Here is a 14,538-nt window from a genome sequence, read left to right as displayed (position 1 = left end):
GATTCGCCGTAGCCCCCACGTGGACGTTATTCACGATACTAGCGACATTAATCACATTTATCCTACTTCGCGTCGCCCTCTATCGTCGTACACGGTAAGTACTACAGCTGGTGGTCAAGTGGTTCGCTTGTACTGACCGGAGCTGGGTCAATATGGATTACCCGCTGAGGATTTCAACTAATCCACTGTTAGAGAGATAGACGGTGCAGTGCTAGCTTAGTGTTCACTCGGCTCTCTCGACTCAGTACCTACAATTTGTTTCTCTGGCCTCGGAACAAAAAGCTCGGACAACTCTCCATTTGCAGCGCAGTCTTCACAAAGTGGTGGTGAAGAACTCCCACCGCCGTCAATCCGATCGTGTGGGAATGTACTACTACACGAACCGCATTCCCAGTCGTACACCCCGTGTTCGCTGGCTAGCTCCGGGTATTTCTCCGCGAGTGTTGGCGTCAGTTTCGCGTCCGGGTATGCATCGAAGTACTCGACTAATTGTTGCTTCCGGTACTCATGAACGCCTGGTAACAACCCTGTAAAGCCTTCATCCTGGTACTTCCCATCGTGCTCCCCACAGCGCCGCCGGAACGGGCAGGTCCCGCACTCCCACTCAAACATCGGATCCGCTGGTGGTAACTCTCCGTACTCTCGGAACTGAGTTTGCTTCGCCATCCACTCCACGACTGTCTCCCAGAACTGGTCATCGAACGGTACGTGGAATGCCTGCACGTCGAGCGTATCCCGACTCCCATAGACAAGCAAGCCGTCCTGAATCGACCGGTCGTATTCTGAATTCAACGCGTGCATGTACGCGTGAAGCTGCGCCTTGTGATGCGGTTTCGGCCCATCAAGATACCCCAATGACGATGTCGTCTTAATCTCCGTCACGAGGATTGGGTCACCGTCGCTGTCCACAATCGCCGGGTCTGTCACGCCTTTTACCCGAACGTGATCACTGTCGCTCGTCGGTACCTGTGTATCAATCCACAACGAATTCCGAACGTATGTTGAGTCTGTTGTGACTGTCTCCTGCAAGTACGGCACGATGATTGCTTCCTCGAATTCACTGCCGATCCAAAACAGTCCTTGCGGCGAGTCACCCTCTTGTGGCGTGTTCTGCTCGTAGTAGCGGACTTTCCGATGGCACTGTAGCAACTTACTCGGAGAGTGCTTCTCAGTGTCTGGTATCGGTGATGCGCCGTTGAAATACGGGCGACCCTCCAAGATGTTCTCTGTGAACAGTCGTTCGGCGTACCACTCGTTGAATGAGCTGTTCGTCACCGCGTCCACAAGCCGTCTCAACCGAGTGTTCTGCGGGAGGCGGTCATCTGTCGATGATGTGTGAATATTACGTGAGGCGTCTGTCTGGCCTTTCTCGTCCATTGCAAGAATAGAGCCGAACTGCGGAACAATAGGGACGGGCGTGGTGTTTCCGAAACACAGCTCACACCGGATTATGACCGAACACGGTACGAGCGAGCTTTCGTGTTTCCATCAGCCACGATGAGATTATAATGCTCTAACTTCGCCAGGTAGTTCCGAACGGTTCGCTCGGTTTTGGGGTCGTCAACACGATCTTCATACTGTTCGTACAGTGCTGGTGGTTTGATCTCCTCGCTCTCGCTGATGATCGTGTAGAGCACTCGCTGGTCCGGTTTAAGACGACTAATGGTGTTCCGCTCGATTTCCAATTTCGCTTCCGAAACCACCTCTGAAATCACATCGGAACGAATCTGATTGTCTCCGTTCTTCTTGGCATTACGAGCAGCTTTCCGCAGAATTCCGATAGCGACTCGCGCATCACCGGCAGAATGTTCAGCGATGTGCCCGAGCTCCACGGACTCGATTACATCCGGTTGGAGACCCCATCGTGCCCGGTCACGGAGAATAGCGACCAACTCTTTGTGTCCGTACTGACTGAAGTGGATACGGTTCGAGTTTTGAAGACGGCTTTGTAGACGTGTTCCGAGAGGGTCAAATAGGTCTTCTTCGCGGTTCGCAATGAGGATCAACGTGAGTTTCGGAATGCGATGAAGATCGTATAGAAGTTCCTTGTCTTGAAGCTGATCCACTTCATCAAGAATCACGACGTACGGCGGGCCATCGTAGTCGCGGAGACGGTCAAGGAGGAGGTCACGTGGTGTGGATTGACGGTGGACATCATACGTCTGACCGATTCCGTCGAGTAACTGATACAGAGTTTTGAACCGCGTGTAGTCTTCCCAGCAGTTCACGTACTGCGTGTTCAACTCCACGACGCTCCCACGGAGTTGTTCGACGATATACTGAGAGATACAGGTTTTGCCAGCTCCGGACGGACCGTGTAGTAACGTTGGCTCTGTCGGCTCTCCGTCTGTGACGGGTTCAAGAATGCTCGACAGATAGTTCACCTCCGCATCTCGATGCTGTACCTCTCTCGGAATGAACTCTTGTTGGAGCACCCGGGCGTCTGTTATCATGATGGTACGTCGACACGGTCTGATGAGAACATAAATGGAAGGGTGCCGTTTCCAAATATTCCAAAAATGACTGAAACACCGGCTCTGTTGAAACACTATTCTTCAGATATATCATCGTCAGAAACAGCTGGTCGCTGAAGGCTGCGAACTGTTCGACAACTCCACTTTGGGCTAATCAAAGATTAATAACTCTTGAATAACAGATGTGAGTTATGCAAAAGCATCCGAAACCACAACGAGGGACGGACGGGGATGTGATCTGGCACCGAGTGGGGGCATACTTAATCGACTCAATACTCATGGCGCTAATCTGGGTTGCCGTTATACTCGCTGGGACGTCCCTCGGTGACATCGGGTTCCTCGTACTGGCGTTCGCGGGGCTCGTCGCAACATTGGTTTATGGGTTTCTCCTTGAGGGACTGTACGGCTATACGCCGGGGAAATATCTGCTTGGACTCGTCGTTATCAAGTCCGACGGATCAAACTGTACGATTGGGGCGTCAGTCCTGCGGAACCTGTTGTGGATCGTTGACGCACTCCCGACGTTGAACCTCGTCGCAATAGTGTTGATACTGCTTACGGATGATAACCAACGGGTCGGTGACCTCGTCGCAGATACAGTCGTCGTCAAGCAACAGTAATCAAACCGAGTCGTAGCAGTTTGTAGAGATTCACCTATCCGGGTTGTCACGCCCATGTCTCGACTTCTTTCGCATACGGACCAGTCAACAAAACGTGCTCTGTGGCACAGAAATCCTCTCGGTCTCTTGCGCCCATATCTTGTTTCACGCTCTCATGGAGGAGCAGTATTTCCATCGAGTCAACAGAACAAATAAACAGCTTCCGAAGGAAAGTGTAGATAGATGGGAACGAGTAGTCAGATGGGGGGTAGCAAAACAATACCCGGAATGCTCAGAGAGTCCCGCGATTTCGTTTTTGCGTGTATTCTGAACTCTGCACTTATTCTTGGAGTGGTCGTATTTGAGTGGAGTCTTCTTGAAATCGCTGTCATCTATCTCATTGAGATAGCGATCATCAACCTCCTGTTCTTTTCTGTCGCGTTGTTCACGCCACAGTCCGTGGATGATCTCGATGGGGATTCTTGGGATGAGGAGCCCACTCCAATTCAGCCGATTGGTCTAATACCGCCGGTATACCCGCGCAATATCAACTACGCTTTGCGAAAGGCGGTTATCCCAGCTTTCATTCTTACAGTAATCATGACTCCTTTCCTTTCCGGTTATGATTTGGATTCAGGACTTCCCCTTTTGGATTTAGGACTTCCCCTCTCAGTCGGGCTCACAATTGCTGGCATTGTTTTCTTTCAACTATCGCGCGTCTGGCGCTATTTCATCGTCAACCGGTCATATCAAGACAAATCACCGGCAGATGCGTTGGCTTTCGCGTTGAGACCCGTCTTTGAGTTGTTTCTGATGTTGGTCTTTGTGGTTGTTCCCGTCAGCTTTGTGATTATCGGGACGGGCACCGATTTGGATTCACGGGCCGTGTGGTTGCTTTATTTAGTTCCGATGGGGGCGATCAGGGCGTGGATAGGGAGTTTAGACCCTCAGACAGACGATTTTAGTGTCAAATAGGATTAATATGTGTGAATCTCTGAGGATTTCAACAGAGCCTCAATAATCGGTTCGTCTGTACTGAGCGATCTGTGCTTCATCTTTACTGATCAGATTGGCAGTATAAGCCAGGTTATTTCGGTGGAAGAGCGTCATCATACTCGTCGTCAAGGATTTCGGAACAATCAACAGGAATGCTGGTCCACGCGTTCTTCACAACCTCGTACCCAGTCCACCCTTCCGTTTGAATCATCCCCACGGTTGCCTCGCAGAATTCAGGCTTTTCGATGAGCTCGTTGTCAAGCAGGATGTAGAGGAGATACGGTGGCCCCACAACGTCAATGTCGTACCCGTTGTTATCGATGAGACGCCGAATTGACCGTCTCGCAGCAGAGTCAAGAATCGATACGATTTGATACGACGAACCGTGTTCAGAAAGTTCCTGCTTGAGCGATTGCTCGCCTGCATCTGGTCCATGCGGGCGGGGAACGACAGTGACACACGACCACGGCGACGAATCCTCGTCTAGATGTTCAAGAACACGTTGGCTCCCTCGTTTCAAGTAGTACTCACGGCTGCCCTCAGGCGGGTATTTGTTCGAGTTGACGTGGTTTTGAAGTTCGTGCTTACAGACGTTTGTCGTTGTAAGGTGAATCGCGTCTTTCAGTCGTTTCCACTGAGTGGTGTTCGCAACTGCGATCAAGGAACTCGTATCAGCCAGTATCGGATAGCGAGCCTCACTCGCCATCGCTGCCCGTCAAGAATTCAGACGTGTCTCGTTCCATAGCTGACTCGAACGACTCTTTCTCCTCTTCCATCCTATCGAGTTTCTCACCGAGAAGGACCTGAGCTACATCCTCAGTAATCTCACCACGGCTGTATCGTTCATACACCTCGATCTTGTCTTGTTCATCCAATGACTCCCGAAGCATTTCGACCAAGCCAACTCTGGCGAGTTCGCTCACGTTGACCCCACCGATATGAATCTCATTGAGCAGCTCCGCGGCCTCTTTTTCGGCTCCGGCACGGAACTGAATCGTCTTGTCGTAGCTTGATCCGCTCATACCATGATGTTCGACGTGGAGAGGCATATATGTTATGACGCGTGCTTACTTGTCATTACAAGTAGCCAAGAACGTAGCACTACCAGACAGGTCACCTCTCTCAGGAGGTACGATATGAGTTAGGAATCGTACAGAACGGCTCTGTTGAAATCCTATTTGTCAGACAGAGTTTCACCTGAAACAGCCGGTCGATGAGAGCTGCGTATTGTTCGACTCAGTACAGCCGCCTACTTGAACAACTGGGACAAAGCATATACTTAGCACTCACCGTGTCTCATATATGAGACGCCGAGGGTTTCTCGCCGGTACCGGAATTACACTGGCTACCGTCGGTAGTGGGTGTCTCGGTGACACTCCTCCCGAGGTCTCGGCTACTGTTGAGATTGAATCAGTGACGGCCAATGACGATCCGGAGGATAAGGCGACGGTCACGGTGAACGACGACCACGCTACTGTGGAGGGTGCCTTTAGGGCGGACATTGACTGCGTCACGCTTGAGACTGCGGCGTTCGCCAGCAATGAGGGCGATGTGATTGTTGAACTCACCACAGAGACGACTGGTGACGATTGTGACGGCCCGGCAACGGTGGCATACACCGGCGAGATCACGGCGAACTTCACTATCAACGATTTGGTGTTGAACCACGTCCATGAGGAGAACGACCGAAAGACGGTATTCTCGTATGAGCGGGGAGATTAATCGGGTCGAAATAAACAACTGATAAACGGTTAGACAAATCACAAGTTGTCTGTTCAGAACGTGCCGAGATTCCCCCGTACTGAGTGATTTGTGAGTCTCCTGTACTGAGCAATCTGTGATTCCTTGTATTGCCCGTTCAGAGGAACGATCAAGATTGTGAATGAGACAAGCAATGGTGAGTTCCGGAGCTACTCCACCATCGACGGGATTGTACTACTAGACCGTACTTACGTTTGAGCGTTGGCATAGGAAGTTGGGAACCAGGTAGCGATGTATATGTATTAAGTTAGATAGATTGGTGGACAAGTCCGTCTTTCCCCCGGTTTATCAGCACATAAGTGTCAACCAATCATCGATTTGTAGGTTTGTACCTTCCGAACTTGTGAGCAACTACAGGGGAAGTGGTAGTTGAGGGTGGTTGTCTCAATGCATATGGTTCCCTCCTACGAGTGCCCGTGCAGACACGAATCACGTGAGTACGTCTTTGTTCCGGGACTGGATCCCTCACAAGATGTCGCTGATCCGGAGTGACTATTACTACCGATCGACGTTCAAAATTACAATGGAGGAAGCGATTGCCCACCGGCTCCGTTGGATTTACCTTCCGCTGTTTGCCGTGATCCTCGCAGCGTGGGTCATTCGCGTTACGGCGTTCGTTGAGCACCCCCGGCTAGAGAGTCTGCTATCGGGCAGATTCCCGGCGTGCTCGTGATTGGTGTTGCCGTCCTCTATACCGTGATTCCCGTGATAGCTGTCGTTAGTTTTTGAGTGTCATTCTCGGTGACCACGAACGAATGCACGTCGCAAGACAGTCAGAAGAACGTACGTTTCGTACTTCTGGGTTCGGCAATGCTCGCAGGGCTGCATATCCGTGACAATGTCCTCGATTTCGTCGTCGTACTCGTCCGTGAGCGTGGTGAGGGCATCCGTAATCTGGGGCTGGATAGCGTCGATCATCTCCTCAACGGCGGAGTCGGCCGAATCTGGTAGTGAGTACGAGAGGACGATCGTGTTCGCCCCGTAGTATTTCGTCGTCCCACCGCGCCCCTCCTCGAACCGGACGACGTCAACGAGGCCCGCATCCCGGAGCTCGTTGATGTGGTGGCGCACGGTGTTTTCTGTCCGGTCGATCCCGCGGTCGGCGAGGCGCTCGTGTACGTCGCTCGCCGTCAGCGTCTCATCAGCAAGAATATCAAGAATCATCGCTCGCATCGGTTCATCGATCGCATCGGAAACCCGCGTATCTCGAACGGCGATATCCTCGAGTTCGTGCTCGGCATCAGATGTGCTCATATGTGAACCGACAGCGTGTACAGGCTAAGTAGTGGCGACCATCGCACGGACTCCAACTGATGCTCATCTCGGAAGTCTGGCAAAGCTCTAGATGACTCGTTTGTCCGTTCAAACACTCCGTATTCATATTCAAACATATCATCTAAAAAATACTTTAGTGGGTATGGGCACTACGTAGAACTGTGATGAGCGAGACAACGCAACTCCGCGTGATGGACTTCGACTGTCCGAGCTGTGCAAGCACCGTCGAACGCGCCCTTGCGAATCGGGACGGCGTCGAAAATGTTGAAGTTCACTACACGACTGGCCGGGTCGAGATTGAGTACGACGACAACGTTGCCGATCCCGCCACATTCGAACAGACCATCGAAAACCAGGGCTACACGCCCCAGCCCGCCTGAGGAGAAAAGCCATGGATACCCAATCAGTCAAACAGTACTATCGCAAACACCGGAAGGCCATCATCGTCGCGGTGAGCGGCCTGCTGTACGCCGGCGGCTGGACGCTCGGCTACGTTTCGGCCTTCGACACGGCGAGCGCCGCGATCTTGATCCTCGCAGCGATCGTCGGCGGCTACGACATCGCCAAAACCGCCTACCACGAAGTCACAAGCCGGACGCTCGGCATCAAGACCCTCGTCACCCTGGCCGCCGTCGGCGCAATCGTCATCGGCTCGTACTGGGAGGCCGCCGCAGTGGTCTTCCTGTTCGCCCTGGGCTCATACCTCGAAGGGCGGACGATGCGCAAGACGCGCAACGCCCTCGAAGAACTACTGGAGATGACGCCCGACACGGCCACCGTGCGCCGTGACGGCAAGCAAAAAGAGGTGTCTGCCCGCGAAGTCGAAGAGGGCGAGATCGTCATCGTCAAACCCGGCGAGAAGATTCCCGTGGACGGCGACGTCGTTGAAGGTGAGAGCGCCGTCAACCAGGCACCGGTCACCGGCGAGAGCGCGCCCGTCCACAAAGATGACGGCGACGAAGTCTACGCCGGCACCATCAACCAGGAGGGCTCGCTGGAAGTCCGGACGACCGGCTCCGGGACGGATACGACGCTCCAGCGCATCATCCAGCGCGTCGAAGAGGCCCAGGAGGCACAGTCACCGACCGAGAGCCTCATCGACCGGTTCGCCAAATACTACACGCCCGGTGTGATTGCGCTGTCCATCGGGGCCTACGCGGTCACGCAGAACGCGATTCTGTCACTAACGCTGCTCGTCATCGGGTGTCCGGGCGCGCTGGTGATCGGGCCACCGGTCAGCATCGTCTCCGCCATCGGCAACGCCGCACGCTCCGGCGTTCTGATGAAGGGCGGCGAGCACCTCGAACAGGCCGGCAAGATCGACCTAGTCGCCTTCGACAAAACCGGCACGCTCACGAAAGGCGAAACGACCGTCGCCGACGTTGCCGGGTTCGACGCCGAAGCCGGCGACGTGCTGGAGCTTGCGGCCATCGCCGAGAAGAAGAGCGAACACCACCTCGGCGACGCCATCCTCGAAGCGGCACAGGACCGTCCGGCCGCCGTCACCGATGGCGGGGCGGCAACTGGCCAGGCAGACACCAAACCAGCACCCACGGAATCACGCTCGGTAGCCGATCCGGACGATTTCGACGTGGTTGCCGGCAAGGGCGTCATCGCCCACCACGACGGCCGCGAGATCGTCGTCGGCAATCGAAAACTGCTCGACGAACGGGACATCAAGATCCCCGAGGAAGTCGACGACTACGTCCGTGAGCGTGAGGAGCGCGGCGAGACTGTCGTCCACATAGTACGTGACGGCGTCGTCATCGGCGCCATCGCCATGCGCGACGAACTACGGGAGGCGGCGCCCGGCGTCGTCCGGGAGCTTCAGGACGCCGGTATCGAGACGGTGATGCTGACCGGCGACAACGAGCGCGTCGCGGCCGCGGTGGCCGAGGAGGTCGGCATCGATGACTACCGCGCGGAACTGCTCCCCGAAGACAAGCAGGCGGTCATCGAAGAGTACCGCAAGGACGGCCACGTCGTGGCGATGGTTGGTGACGGCATCAACGACGCGCCCTCGCTGGCGACCGCCGACGTGGGCATCGCTATGGGCGCTGCCGGGACGGACACAGCCATCGAGACGGCCGATATGGCACTGATGGCCGACGACCTGAAGCGCATCCCCTACGCGGTGACGCTGAGTAAAGCGACCCGCTGGAACATCTACGAGAACGTCGGTCTCGCAGTGCTAACCGTGAGCCTGCTGCTGGCAGGCGTCTTGACGAGCTACGTCACGCTCGCGCTCGGGATGCTCGTCCACGAGGCCAGCGTCCTCGCAGTCATCCTCAACGGGATGCGCCTGCTGCGCTACTAACAGCACAGAGCCACACCCCCACACGAAAATCCACGACCAATGTCAGAAACCACGAACCCGACCGACACGAACCGTCCCGAGGAGCACTGGGCCGTCGAATACGATGTCGAACCAATCCGGATCCGCGACCCCGTTGCAGAGGCGCTTGCGGTCCTCGATCCCGGCGAGCCGTTCGTCGTCACCTACGAGGACGTAGTGAAGGCGGCAGGGCATTCCTGTCCGACCGCATCCGGTGCCTATCGAATCGCACAGGTGGGTCTCGACGAGCTGTATCCAGATAGTGATCCGATCCGAAGCGAGATCGAAGTGCTCGCGGCAGGGCCGCGCGACGACGCCACCTACGGTGTCATGGGTCGGCTCATCTCGTACGTGACCGGCGCAGCGCAGGAGGACGGATTCGGCGGCCTCGGTGGAGGCCACGGTGACCGCCAGAACCTGTTAACTTTCGACGCCTTCGAGTCTGACAGCGCGGCACCTACGTTCCGCTTCCACCGAACGGATACGGGCGAGACCGTCGAGGTGACCTACCACGTCAGCGAGGTGCCGGATGGCGGACCGGCAATCGGGAATCTTCAGGGGATCCTCGATGGGTCAGCCAGTGACCAGCAACGTGAGGCCTTCGCTGACGCATGGCATCGCCGCGTCCAAGTCGTCCTCGCGGACGACTCGCTGTTCACTGTAGAACCCGTTTAGCCCCGGCGTCAGCCACGGTACGACAGTCGGCCACGATTTCGCCGTCGGGCCATCATACGTCCATATGCTCCTCGACGAACCAGTGGATGATGTGGCCCTCTGCTCGGTGCAACACGTCGCTACACGTCGCGTTCGCGATGTCGAGTGCCTCAGCCACCTCGCCTAATGTCGATTCCCGTGGTGTCCGGTAGTAGCCTGCTTCGACAGCAGCCAAAAGCACCTCTTGCTGTCGGTCCGTGAGCAACTGGTCTGCTTGGCTCGCGTCGATTTCGCGAACATATTCGATCGTGAAGCCGATGCCTACCTCCTCGAGGTGATCGCCGAGACTCGAGAGCCGCCTCGTCGATGTCGTCACCTCCCACGTAGCAACACCGTTCTGAATATCGAAGGGCATTCTGAGTGGGACCCCGGCTCGCAGGACCGGGAGAAGTGGAAGTGGGTTCACTGTCTTTATCTGGAGGAGCGCCTCGTCGTCGTGCTTCCAGAGTAGTTCGAGGTCCTCGATGTCGTCACGGGATTGAATGTCGGTAATGAGTGGGAGTGGGTCAGCGGTCTTGAGCCTGACAAGCCCGATACCGGTCCCTTCGCCAGGAATACTCGTGACGACTTGAAACACCACCTCCGGATGAGCAGTCGAGAGATCTCCAATCCAGGTATGGTCGGGGATATCTATGGAAAGTTTCGCGTGTGGCATCGTCTGTAGCGTACCTACTATTTCGCTCATTATAGCGAGATATACGAATATATTAGGGTAGGCCTCAATTTCTCGAGCTGATCACTAACCAGCCGAGGCGTGTACGGACATGTAATGTCGGAACTCCGCGAACGCGTGGCTAGCAGCCCGGGAGCGAAATTTCCCGATGTCCAGATTTCTGTCGCCAGATCGCTGGCCTGCGTCACGCTCAACGGGGCGGTTACGGTGGATCGTACCTCGTCCACGCCGTCGAAACTGGGGGTGTGTTTTCAGTAATGGTCGACGTGAGCGAGTGGATCACGGACAATGCTCGGCTCGTTATTGCGGTCATGGTCGTCGCGTCCGCGGTGGTCGCCGCCGGAGTGCCGATGGTCGACCGATCGACGTCCCTCGACCAGTTCCAGACCGACGCCGACGAAGCCGATGCGCTCGATTACGTCGACGCGAACTTCTCGAGCGGGTCGACGGATACGACCTCAGCACAGGTCATCGTCCGGGACGACAACGTCCTCGATAAGGACACCCTCGTTTCTATTCTCGAATACGAACGGGCGCTCGAGACCAACGAAACAGTCAACGAGACCCTCGTCGAGAACGACTCCACGCGAAGCGTCGCGAACCTCGTCGCGACCACCTCGATCCGGGAAGACCGGGCCGCCGAGCTACAGACCCGCGAACGTGAACTAACGAGGACAGAGGCGAGCCTTGCGGAGGCCATCGATTCGCTCGCGAACAACCCCAACGCTAGCGTTCGCCCCGCGTTCGAGGCCGTCGACGCCAACACGTCAGTGAACCTCACGGAGGCGGACTACCGGCTGTTCGCGGACGCTGTCGAGGAGCGACGCGCGCAAGACGAGACAGGTGAGAGTACGGGGAACGTCACGAAACAGATTCTCGCGGACGAGTACGCAACGCTCGCCGAGGACAGAAACGAGCTGGAGAGCCTCGACCCAACTCTCGAGACGCAGATCGAGGAACTCCGGTCGCTAAACGACTCCGAAGTCGAGGCTCTCGTCGCGGACGTACTTTCCAGTGAATCGAACCGGTCGGCACGCGCGCTTGCCTTCATGCCCGACTACTACGAGCCGGGATCGACGGAGACGAACGCGACGCTGCTCGTCGTGACCCACGAGTCCGCAGTCGGATCGTTCGCACCCGGTGACGCACCCGATGAGATCGAGGACGCACAGGCCACGATGACGGACCTGGCGCCGGGCGACGACTCGATGGCCGTCCTGGTCTACGGTGACGGTGTCGTCTCGACGGAGATCACGGACTCGATGATCGACAGCGTCCTCCTGGTCGGCCCACTGGCGATCGCGTTCGTCTTGCTCGTTCTCGTGGTCGTCTACCGGGATCTGCTGGACATCCTGCTCGGTCTCCTGGGGATCGCGCTCGTGCTCGTGTGGACGTTCGGTGCGATGGGGTGGTTCGACATCGCGTTCAGCCAGCCGTTCATCGTCGTCCTCGTCCTACTGATCGGGCTCTCCATCGACTACGGCCTCCACGTCGTGATGCGCTACCGGGAGGTTCGTGAGTCGAGCGAGACGGCGCCTAGCCGCGCGATGGCTGTCGCCCTCGGGAGTGTCGGCGTCGCACTCGTCTACGTCACTACGACGACCGTAATCGGCTTCCTCTCGAACCTCACGAGCCCGCTCGGGGTGTTCCGCGAACTCGGCGTCGTCAGCGCCATCGGGATCGTGGCCACGTTGTTCGTCTTCGGCCTGCTCGTTCCGGCACTGAAAGTCGAACTCGACGAACTGCTCGAACGCCGGGGGATCGACCGCCTGAAACCGGCTATCGGAACCGGGAGCGGGCCGGTCAATCGTCTCCTGGGTACGGGGGCGACGCTCGCGACGAAGGCCCCCTACGTCGTCATCGCCGTCGCGCTCCTCGTCAGCGCGACGGGTGCGTACGGAGCGACAGATATCGACGCGAGCTTCGAGCAGTCGGATTTCCTCGCTGAGGATCCCGACGACTGGTTGAAGGACCTCCCCGATCCGATCGCCCCCGGGACGTACACGGCGGAAAGGGCGATCGACACGCTTGACCGTGACTTCGTCAGACAGGACACCACAGCCACGATACTCGTCAGGGGCGACGTGACTGATCCCGCGACACTCGACCGGCTCGACGCCGCACGCACGAACGCGAGCGACATGTCGGCGACGGAGACATACGCCGACGGAGAGCCCGCGGTAACCGACCCGATCACGGTGATGGACCGCGTCGCGGCGGACAACGCGTCGTTCAACCGGACGCTAGCGGCAGCCGACACCGACGGCGACGGCGTCCCTGACGAGAACGTGACTGCCGTCTACGACGAACTGTATCGGGTGGCACCCGAGGATGCAGCCGACGTCGTCCACAGGGAGGACGGCGAGTATCGGGCTGTCCGGATGGTCGTGACCGTCGACAGTGGCGTCGACGACGACGTCGTCCACGACCAGATGGGGTGGGTTGCCGACGACGCCGACGGGGAGGGCGTTTCCGTCATCGCGACCGGCGACGTAATCGTTAACCAGATCACGGCCGGCCAACTCGCGGAGACGGCGCTCCTGAGTCTCGTCGTCGCGCTGCTCTCGGTCGTCGTCGTCCTCGCGGTCGCTTACCGGCTCACCGAGGGGAGCGCATCACTCGGCGTCGTCACGATCGTCCCCGTTGCGTTCACCCTGACGTGGGTGCTCGGGACGATGGCGCTGCTGGACATCCCGTTCAACATCGTCACCGGCATGATCACCGGGCTCACGATCGGGCTCGGCGTCGACTACAGCCTCCACATTAGCGAGCGATTCAACCAGGAGCTAGCCGGGGCTGAGACGGTTGCCGCGGCGCTCCACGAGACCGTCACCGGGACCGGCGGTGCGTTACTCTCGAGTGCGGCGACGACCGCCAGCGGGTTCGCTGTGCTGCTCGTCGCGATCCTCCCGTTCCTGCAGTCGTTCGGCCTTATCACCGCGCTGACGATCGTGTTCGCGTTCCTCGCCAGCGTGTTCGTCCTCCCGAGCTTGCTCGTCGTCTGGGCACGGGTGGTGAATCGAGATTCCGGACTGAGGGAATCCACCACCGGTACGGCGACAGAATCACCCGATAGCACAGCTGAAGGCAAGGCTGACGTGACGCGAACGGTTCACCGCTCCTACCTCTCCCCCGACCAGGTGGTTCCAGTGACTGTCTCGCTCCGGAACGTTCGCGATCGGATGATACTCAGGGAATCAGTCGATGGCGAGATCGGCAATATCGACCACTCCCCCGAACCAGTTGCCGTAGACCGGGATGACGGAACCATCACAGTGTACTGGAACACCGCTGATTCGGTAGTCGACGCGAGCCTCGAGTACACGGTCGAACTCCCCGCGGAAGCAGCGGATGGCGATGTAGTCACGTTTGAGGGGACCGTCGAAAGCAGTGACTGCCGATGGTCGGTCGGTGGAGACGAGACGGCCACTGTCGTTGAGGATATCTTCCAACGCGTGCTTGAGCGTGGTGCAGTCACTGCCGCGGACATCGAGGTCGCTATCGAGCGTGACGATATCACTCCCAAAGAAGTCGCACGTCTTCGCCGTGCTTGGCTCAAAGGGGACTGAGTCCGGTACTATCACTCGACGTCAACGGTTTCCAGTCGCTCGCGGATTACGCTCTTGGCCGGCAGGGATTTTTCGTGTTGTTCTTCCGGATGTCGTTTACCTGTGCGATGGTCTCTTCTCCATCCGCAGCCCAACCAGGAAC

At 57.2% G+C, this 14,538-nt stretch carries 14 protein-coding genes and 1 pseudogene; 8 read left to right on the top strand and 7 right to left on the bottom strand.

What is annotated here, in order from left to right:
* Nucleotides 1–216: 216 nt before the first annotated feature.
* Together ACT4MF_RS17005 and ACT4MF_RS17000 are read right to left on the bottom strand one after the other, a co-directional pair.
* Nucleotides 217–1,377 (bottom strand): CRISPR-associated protein Cas4, encoded by a 1,161-nt coding sequence (locus ACT4MF_RS17005; RefSeq protein WP_444683516.1) that lies wholly within the window; start codon nucleotides 1,375–1,377, stop codon nucleotides 217–219.
* A gap of 71 nt (nucleotides 1,378–1,448) precedes the next feature.
* The gene (locus ACT4MF_RS17000; RefSeq protein WP_444683515.1) at nucleotides 1,449–2,453 is read right to left on the bottom strand and encodes a Cdc6/Cdc18 family protein; all 1,005 of its coding nucleotides are present in this window, start codon (nucleotides 2,451–2,453) and stop codon (nucleotides 1,449–1,451) included.
* A gap of 212 nt (nucleotides 2,454–2,665) precedes the next feature.
* On the opposite strand from ACT4MF_RS17000, the gene ACT4MF_RS16995 reads away from it, so the two are divergent.
* Together ACT4MF_RS16995 and ACT4MF_RS16990 are read left to right on the top strand one after the other, a co-directional pair.
* Nucleotides 2,666–3,094, top strand: a complete 429-nt coding sequence (locus tag ACT4MF_RS16995; protein ID WP_444683514.1) for an RDD family protein — start codon at nucleotides 2,666–2,668, stop codon at nucleotides 3,092–3,094.
* 222 nt (nucleotides 3,095–3,316) lie between these two features.
* Nucleotides 3,317–4,048, top strand: a complete 732-nt coding sequence (locus ACT4MF_RS16990; RefSeq protein ID WP_444683513.1) for a hypothetical protein — start codon at nucleotides 3,317–3,319, stop codon at nucleotides 4,046–4,048.
* A 112-nt stretch (nucleotides 4,049–4,160) separates the two neighbouring features.
* Here ACT4MF_RS16990 and ACT4MF_RS16985 read toward each other — a convergent pair whose 3' ends face one another.
* Together ACT4MF_RS16985 and ACT4MF_RS16980 are read right to left on the bottom strand one after the other, a co-directional pair.
* Complete coding sequence (locus tag ACT4MF_RS16985) at nucleotides 4,161–4,775, bottom strand: hypothetical protein (protein ID WP_444683512.1); 615 nt, start codon at nucleotides 4,773–4,775, stop codon at nucleotides 4,161–4,163.
* The gene (locus ACT4MF_RS16980; protein WP_444683511.1) at nucleotides 4,765–5,091 is read right to left on the bottom strand and encodes a DUF8065 family protein; all 327 of its coding nucleotides are present in this window, start codon (nucleotides 5,089–5,091) and stop codon (nucleotides 4,765–4,767) included. Before ACT4MF_RS16980 ends, ACT4MF_RS16985 begins: the two co-directional genes overlap by 11 nt.
* 280 nt (nucleotides 5,092–5,371) lie before the next feature.
* Here ACT4MF_RS16980 and ACT4MF_RS16975 point away from each other — a divergent pair, with 280 nt between their 5' ends.
* Nucleotides 5,372–5,791 (top strand): hypothetical protein, encoded by a 420-nt coding sequence (locus ACT4MF_RS16975; protein WP_444683517.1) that lies wholly within the window; start codon nucleotides 5,372–5,374, stop codon nucleotides 5,789–5,791.
* A gap of 141 nt (nucleotides 5,792–5,932) precedes the next feature.
* Here the strand turns inward: ACT4MF_RS16975 and ACT4MF_RS16970 are convergent.
* A pseudogene (locus tag ACT4MF_RS16970) lies at nucleotides 5,933–6,035 on the bottom strand (IS5/IS1182 family transposase); the annotation flags it as partial.
* Nucleotides 6,036–6,302: 267 nt separating this feature from the next.
* Here ACT4MF_RS16970 and ACT4MF_RS16965 point away from each other — a divergent pair.
* Nucleotides 6,303–6,503: a DUF2270 domain-containing protein gene (locus ACT4MF_RS16965; RefSeq protein WP_444683510.1), complete on the top strand. Its 201-nt coding sequence runs from the start codon at nucleotides 6,303–6,305 to the stop codon at nucleotides 6,501–6,503.
* Nucleotides 6,504–6,562: 59 nt separating this feature from the next.
* Here the strand turns inward: ACT4MF_RS16965 and ACT4MF_RS16960 are convergent, their stop codons facing one another.
* Nucleotides 6,563–7,084, bottom strand: a complete 522-nt coding sequence (locus ACT4MF_RS16960) for a winged helix-turn-helix domain-containing protein (RefSeq protein WP_211087975.1) — start codon at nucleotides 7,082–7,084, stop codon at nucleotides 6,563–6,565.
* Nucleotides 7,085–7,269: 185 nt separating this feature from the next.
* Between ACT4MF_RS16960 and ACT4MF_RS16955 the strand changes: the two genes are divergently transcribed.
* The 3 genes from ACT4MF_RS16955 to ACT4MF_RS16945 are packed head-to-tail and all read left to right on the top strand — an operon-like array spanning nucleotide 7,270 to nucleotide 10,115.
* A complete protein-coding gene (locus ACT4MF_RS16955; RefSeq protein WP_211087976.1) occupies nucleotides 7,270–7,485 on the top strand; it encodes a heavy-metal-associated domain-containing protein in 216 nt (71 codons plus the stop codon).
* 11 nt (nucleotides 7,486–7,496) lie between these two features.
* Nucleotides 7,497–9,422, top strand: a complete 1,926-nt coding sequence (locus ACT4MF_RS16950; protein ID WP_211087977.1) for a heavy metal translocating P-type ATPase — start codon at nucleotides 7,497–7,499, stop codon at nucleotides 9,420–9,422.
* Nucleotides 9,423–9,461: 39 nt separating this feature from the next.
* Nucleotides 9,462–10,115 carry a hypothetical protein gene (locus ACT4MF_RS16945; RefSeq protein ID WP_211087978.1) on the top strand — a complete coding sequence of 218 codons (654 nt, stop codon included), beginning with the start codon at nucleotides 9,462–9,464 and terminating at the stop codon, nucleotides 10,113–10,115.
* A 52-nt stretch (nucleotides 10,116–10,167) separates the two neighbouring features.
* Here ACT4MF_RS16945 and ACT4MF_RS16940 read toward each other — a convergent pair whose 3' ends face one another.
* On the bottom strand, nucleotides 10,168–10,839 hold the full coding sequence (locus ACT4MF_RS16940; protein WP_211087979.1) for a helix-turn-helix domain-containing protein: 672 nt from the start codon (nucleotides 10,837–10,839) through the stop codon (nucleotides 10,168–10,170).
* A gap of 245 nt (nucleotides 10,840–11,084) precedes the next feature.
* On the opposite strand from ACT4MF_RS16940, the gene ACT4MF_RS16935 reads away from it, so the two are divergent.
* Nucleotides 11,085–14,396, top strand: coding sequence for an efflux RND transporter permease subunit (locus ACT4MF_RS16935; protein ID WP_444683509.1), 3,312 nt, complete (start codon nucleotides 11,085–11,087; stop codon nucleotides 14,394–14,396).
* Nucleotides 14,397–14,538 lie beyond the last annotated feature (142 nt).

The organism is Halorubrum sp. FL23, assembly GCF_052439115.2.
GTDB classification, from domain to species: Archaea; Halobacteriota; Halobacteria; order Halobacteriales; family Haloferacaceae; genus Halorubrum; species Halorubrum persicum.
The sequence above is the reverse complement of the archived record's forward strand: the minus strand, read 5'-3'. Positions and strand labels throughout refer to the sequence as shown.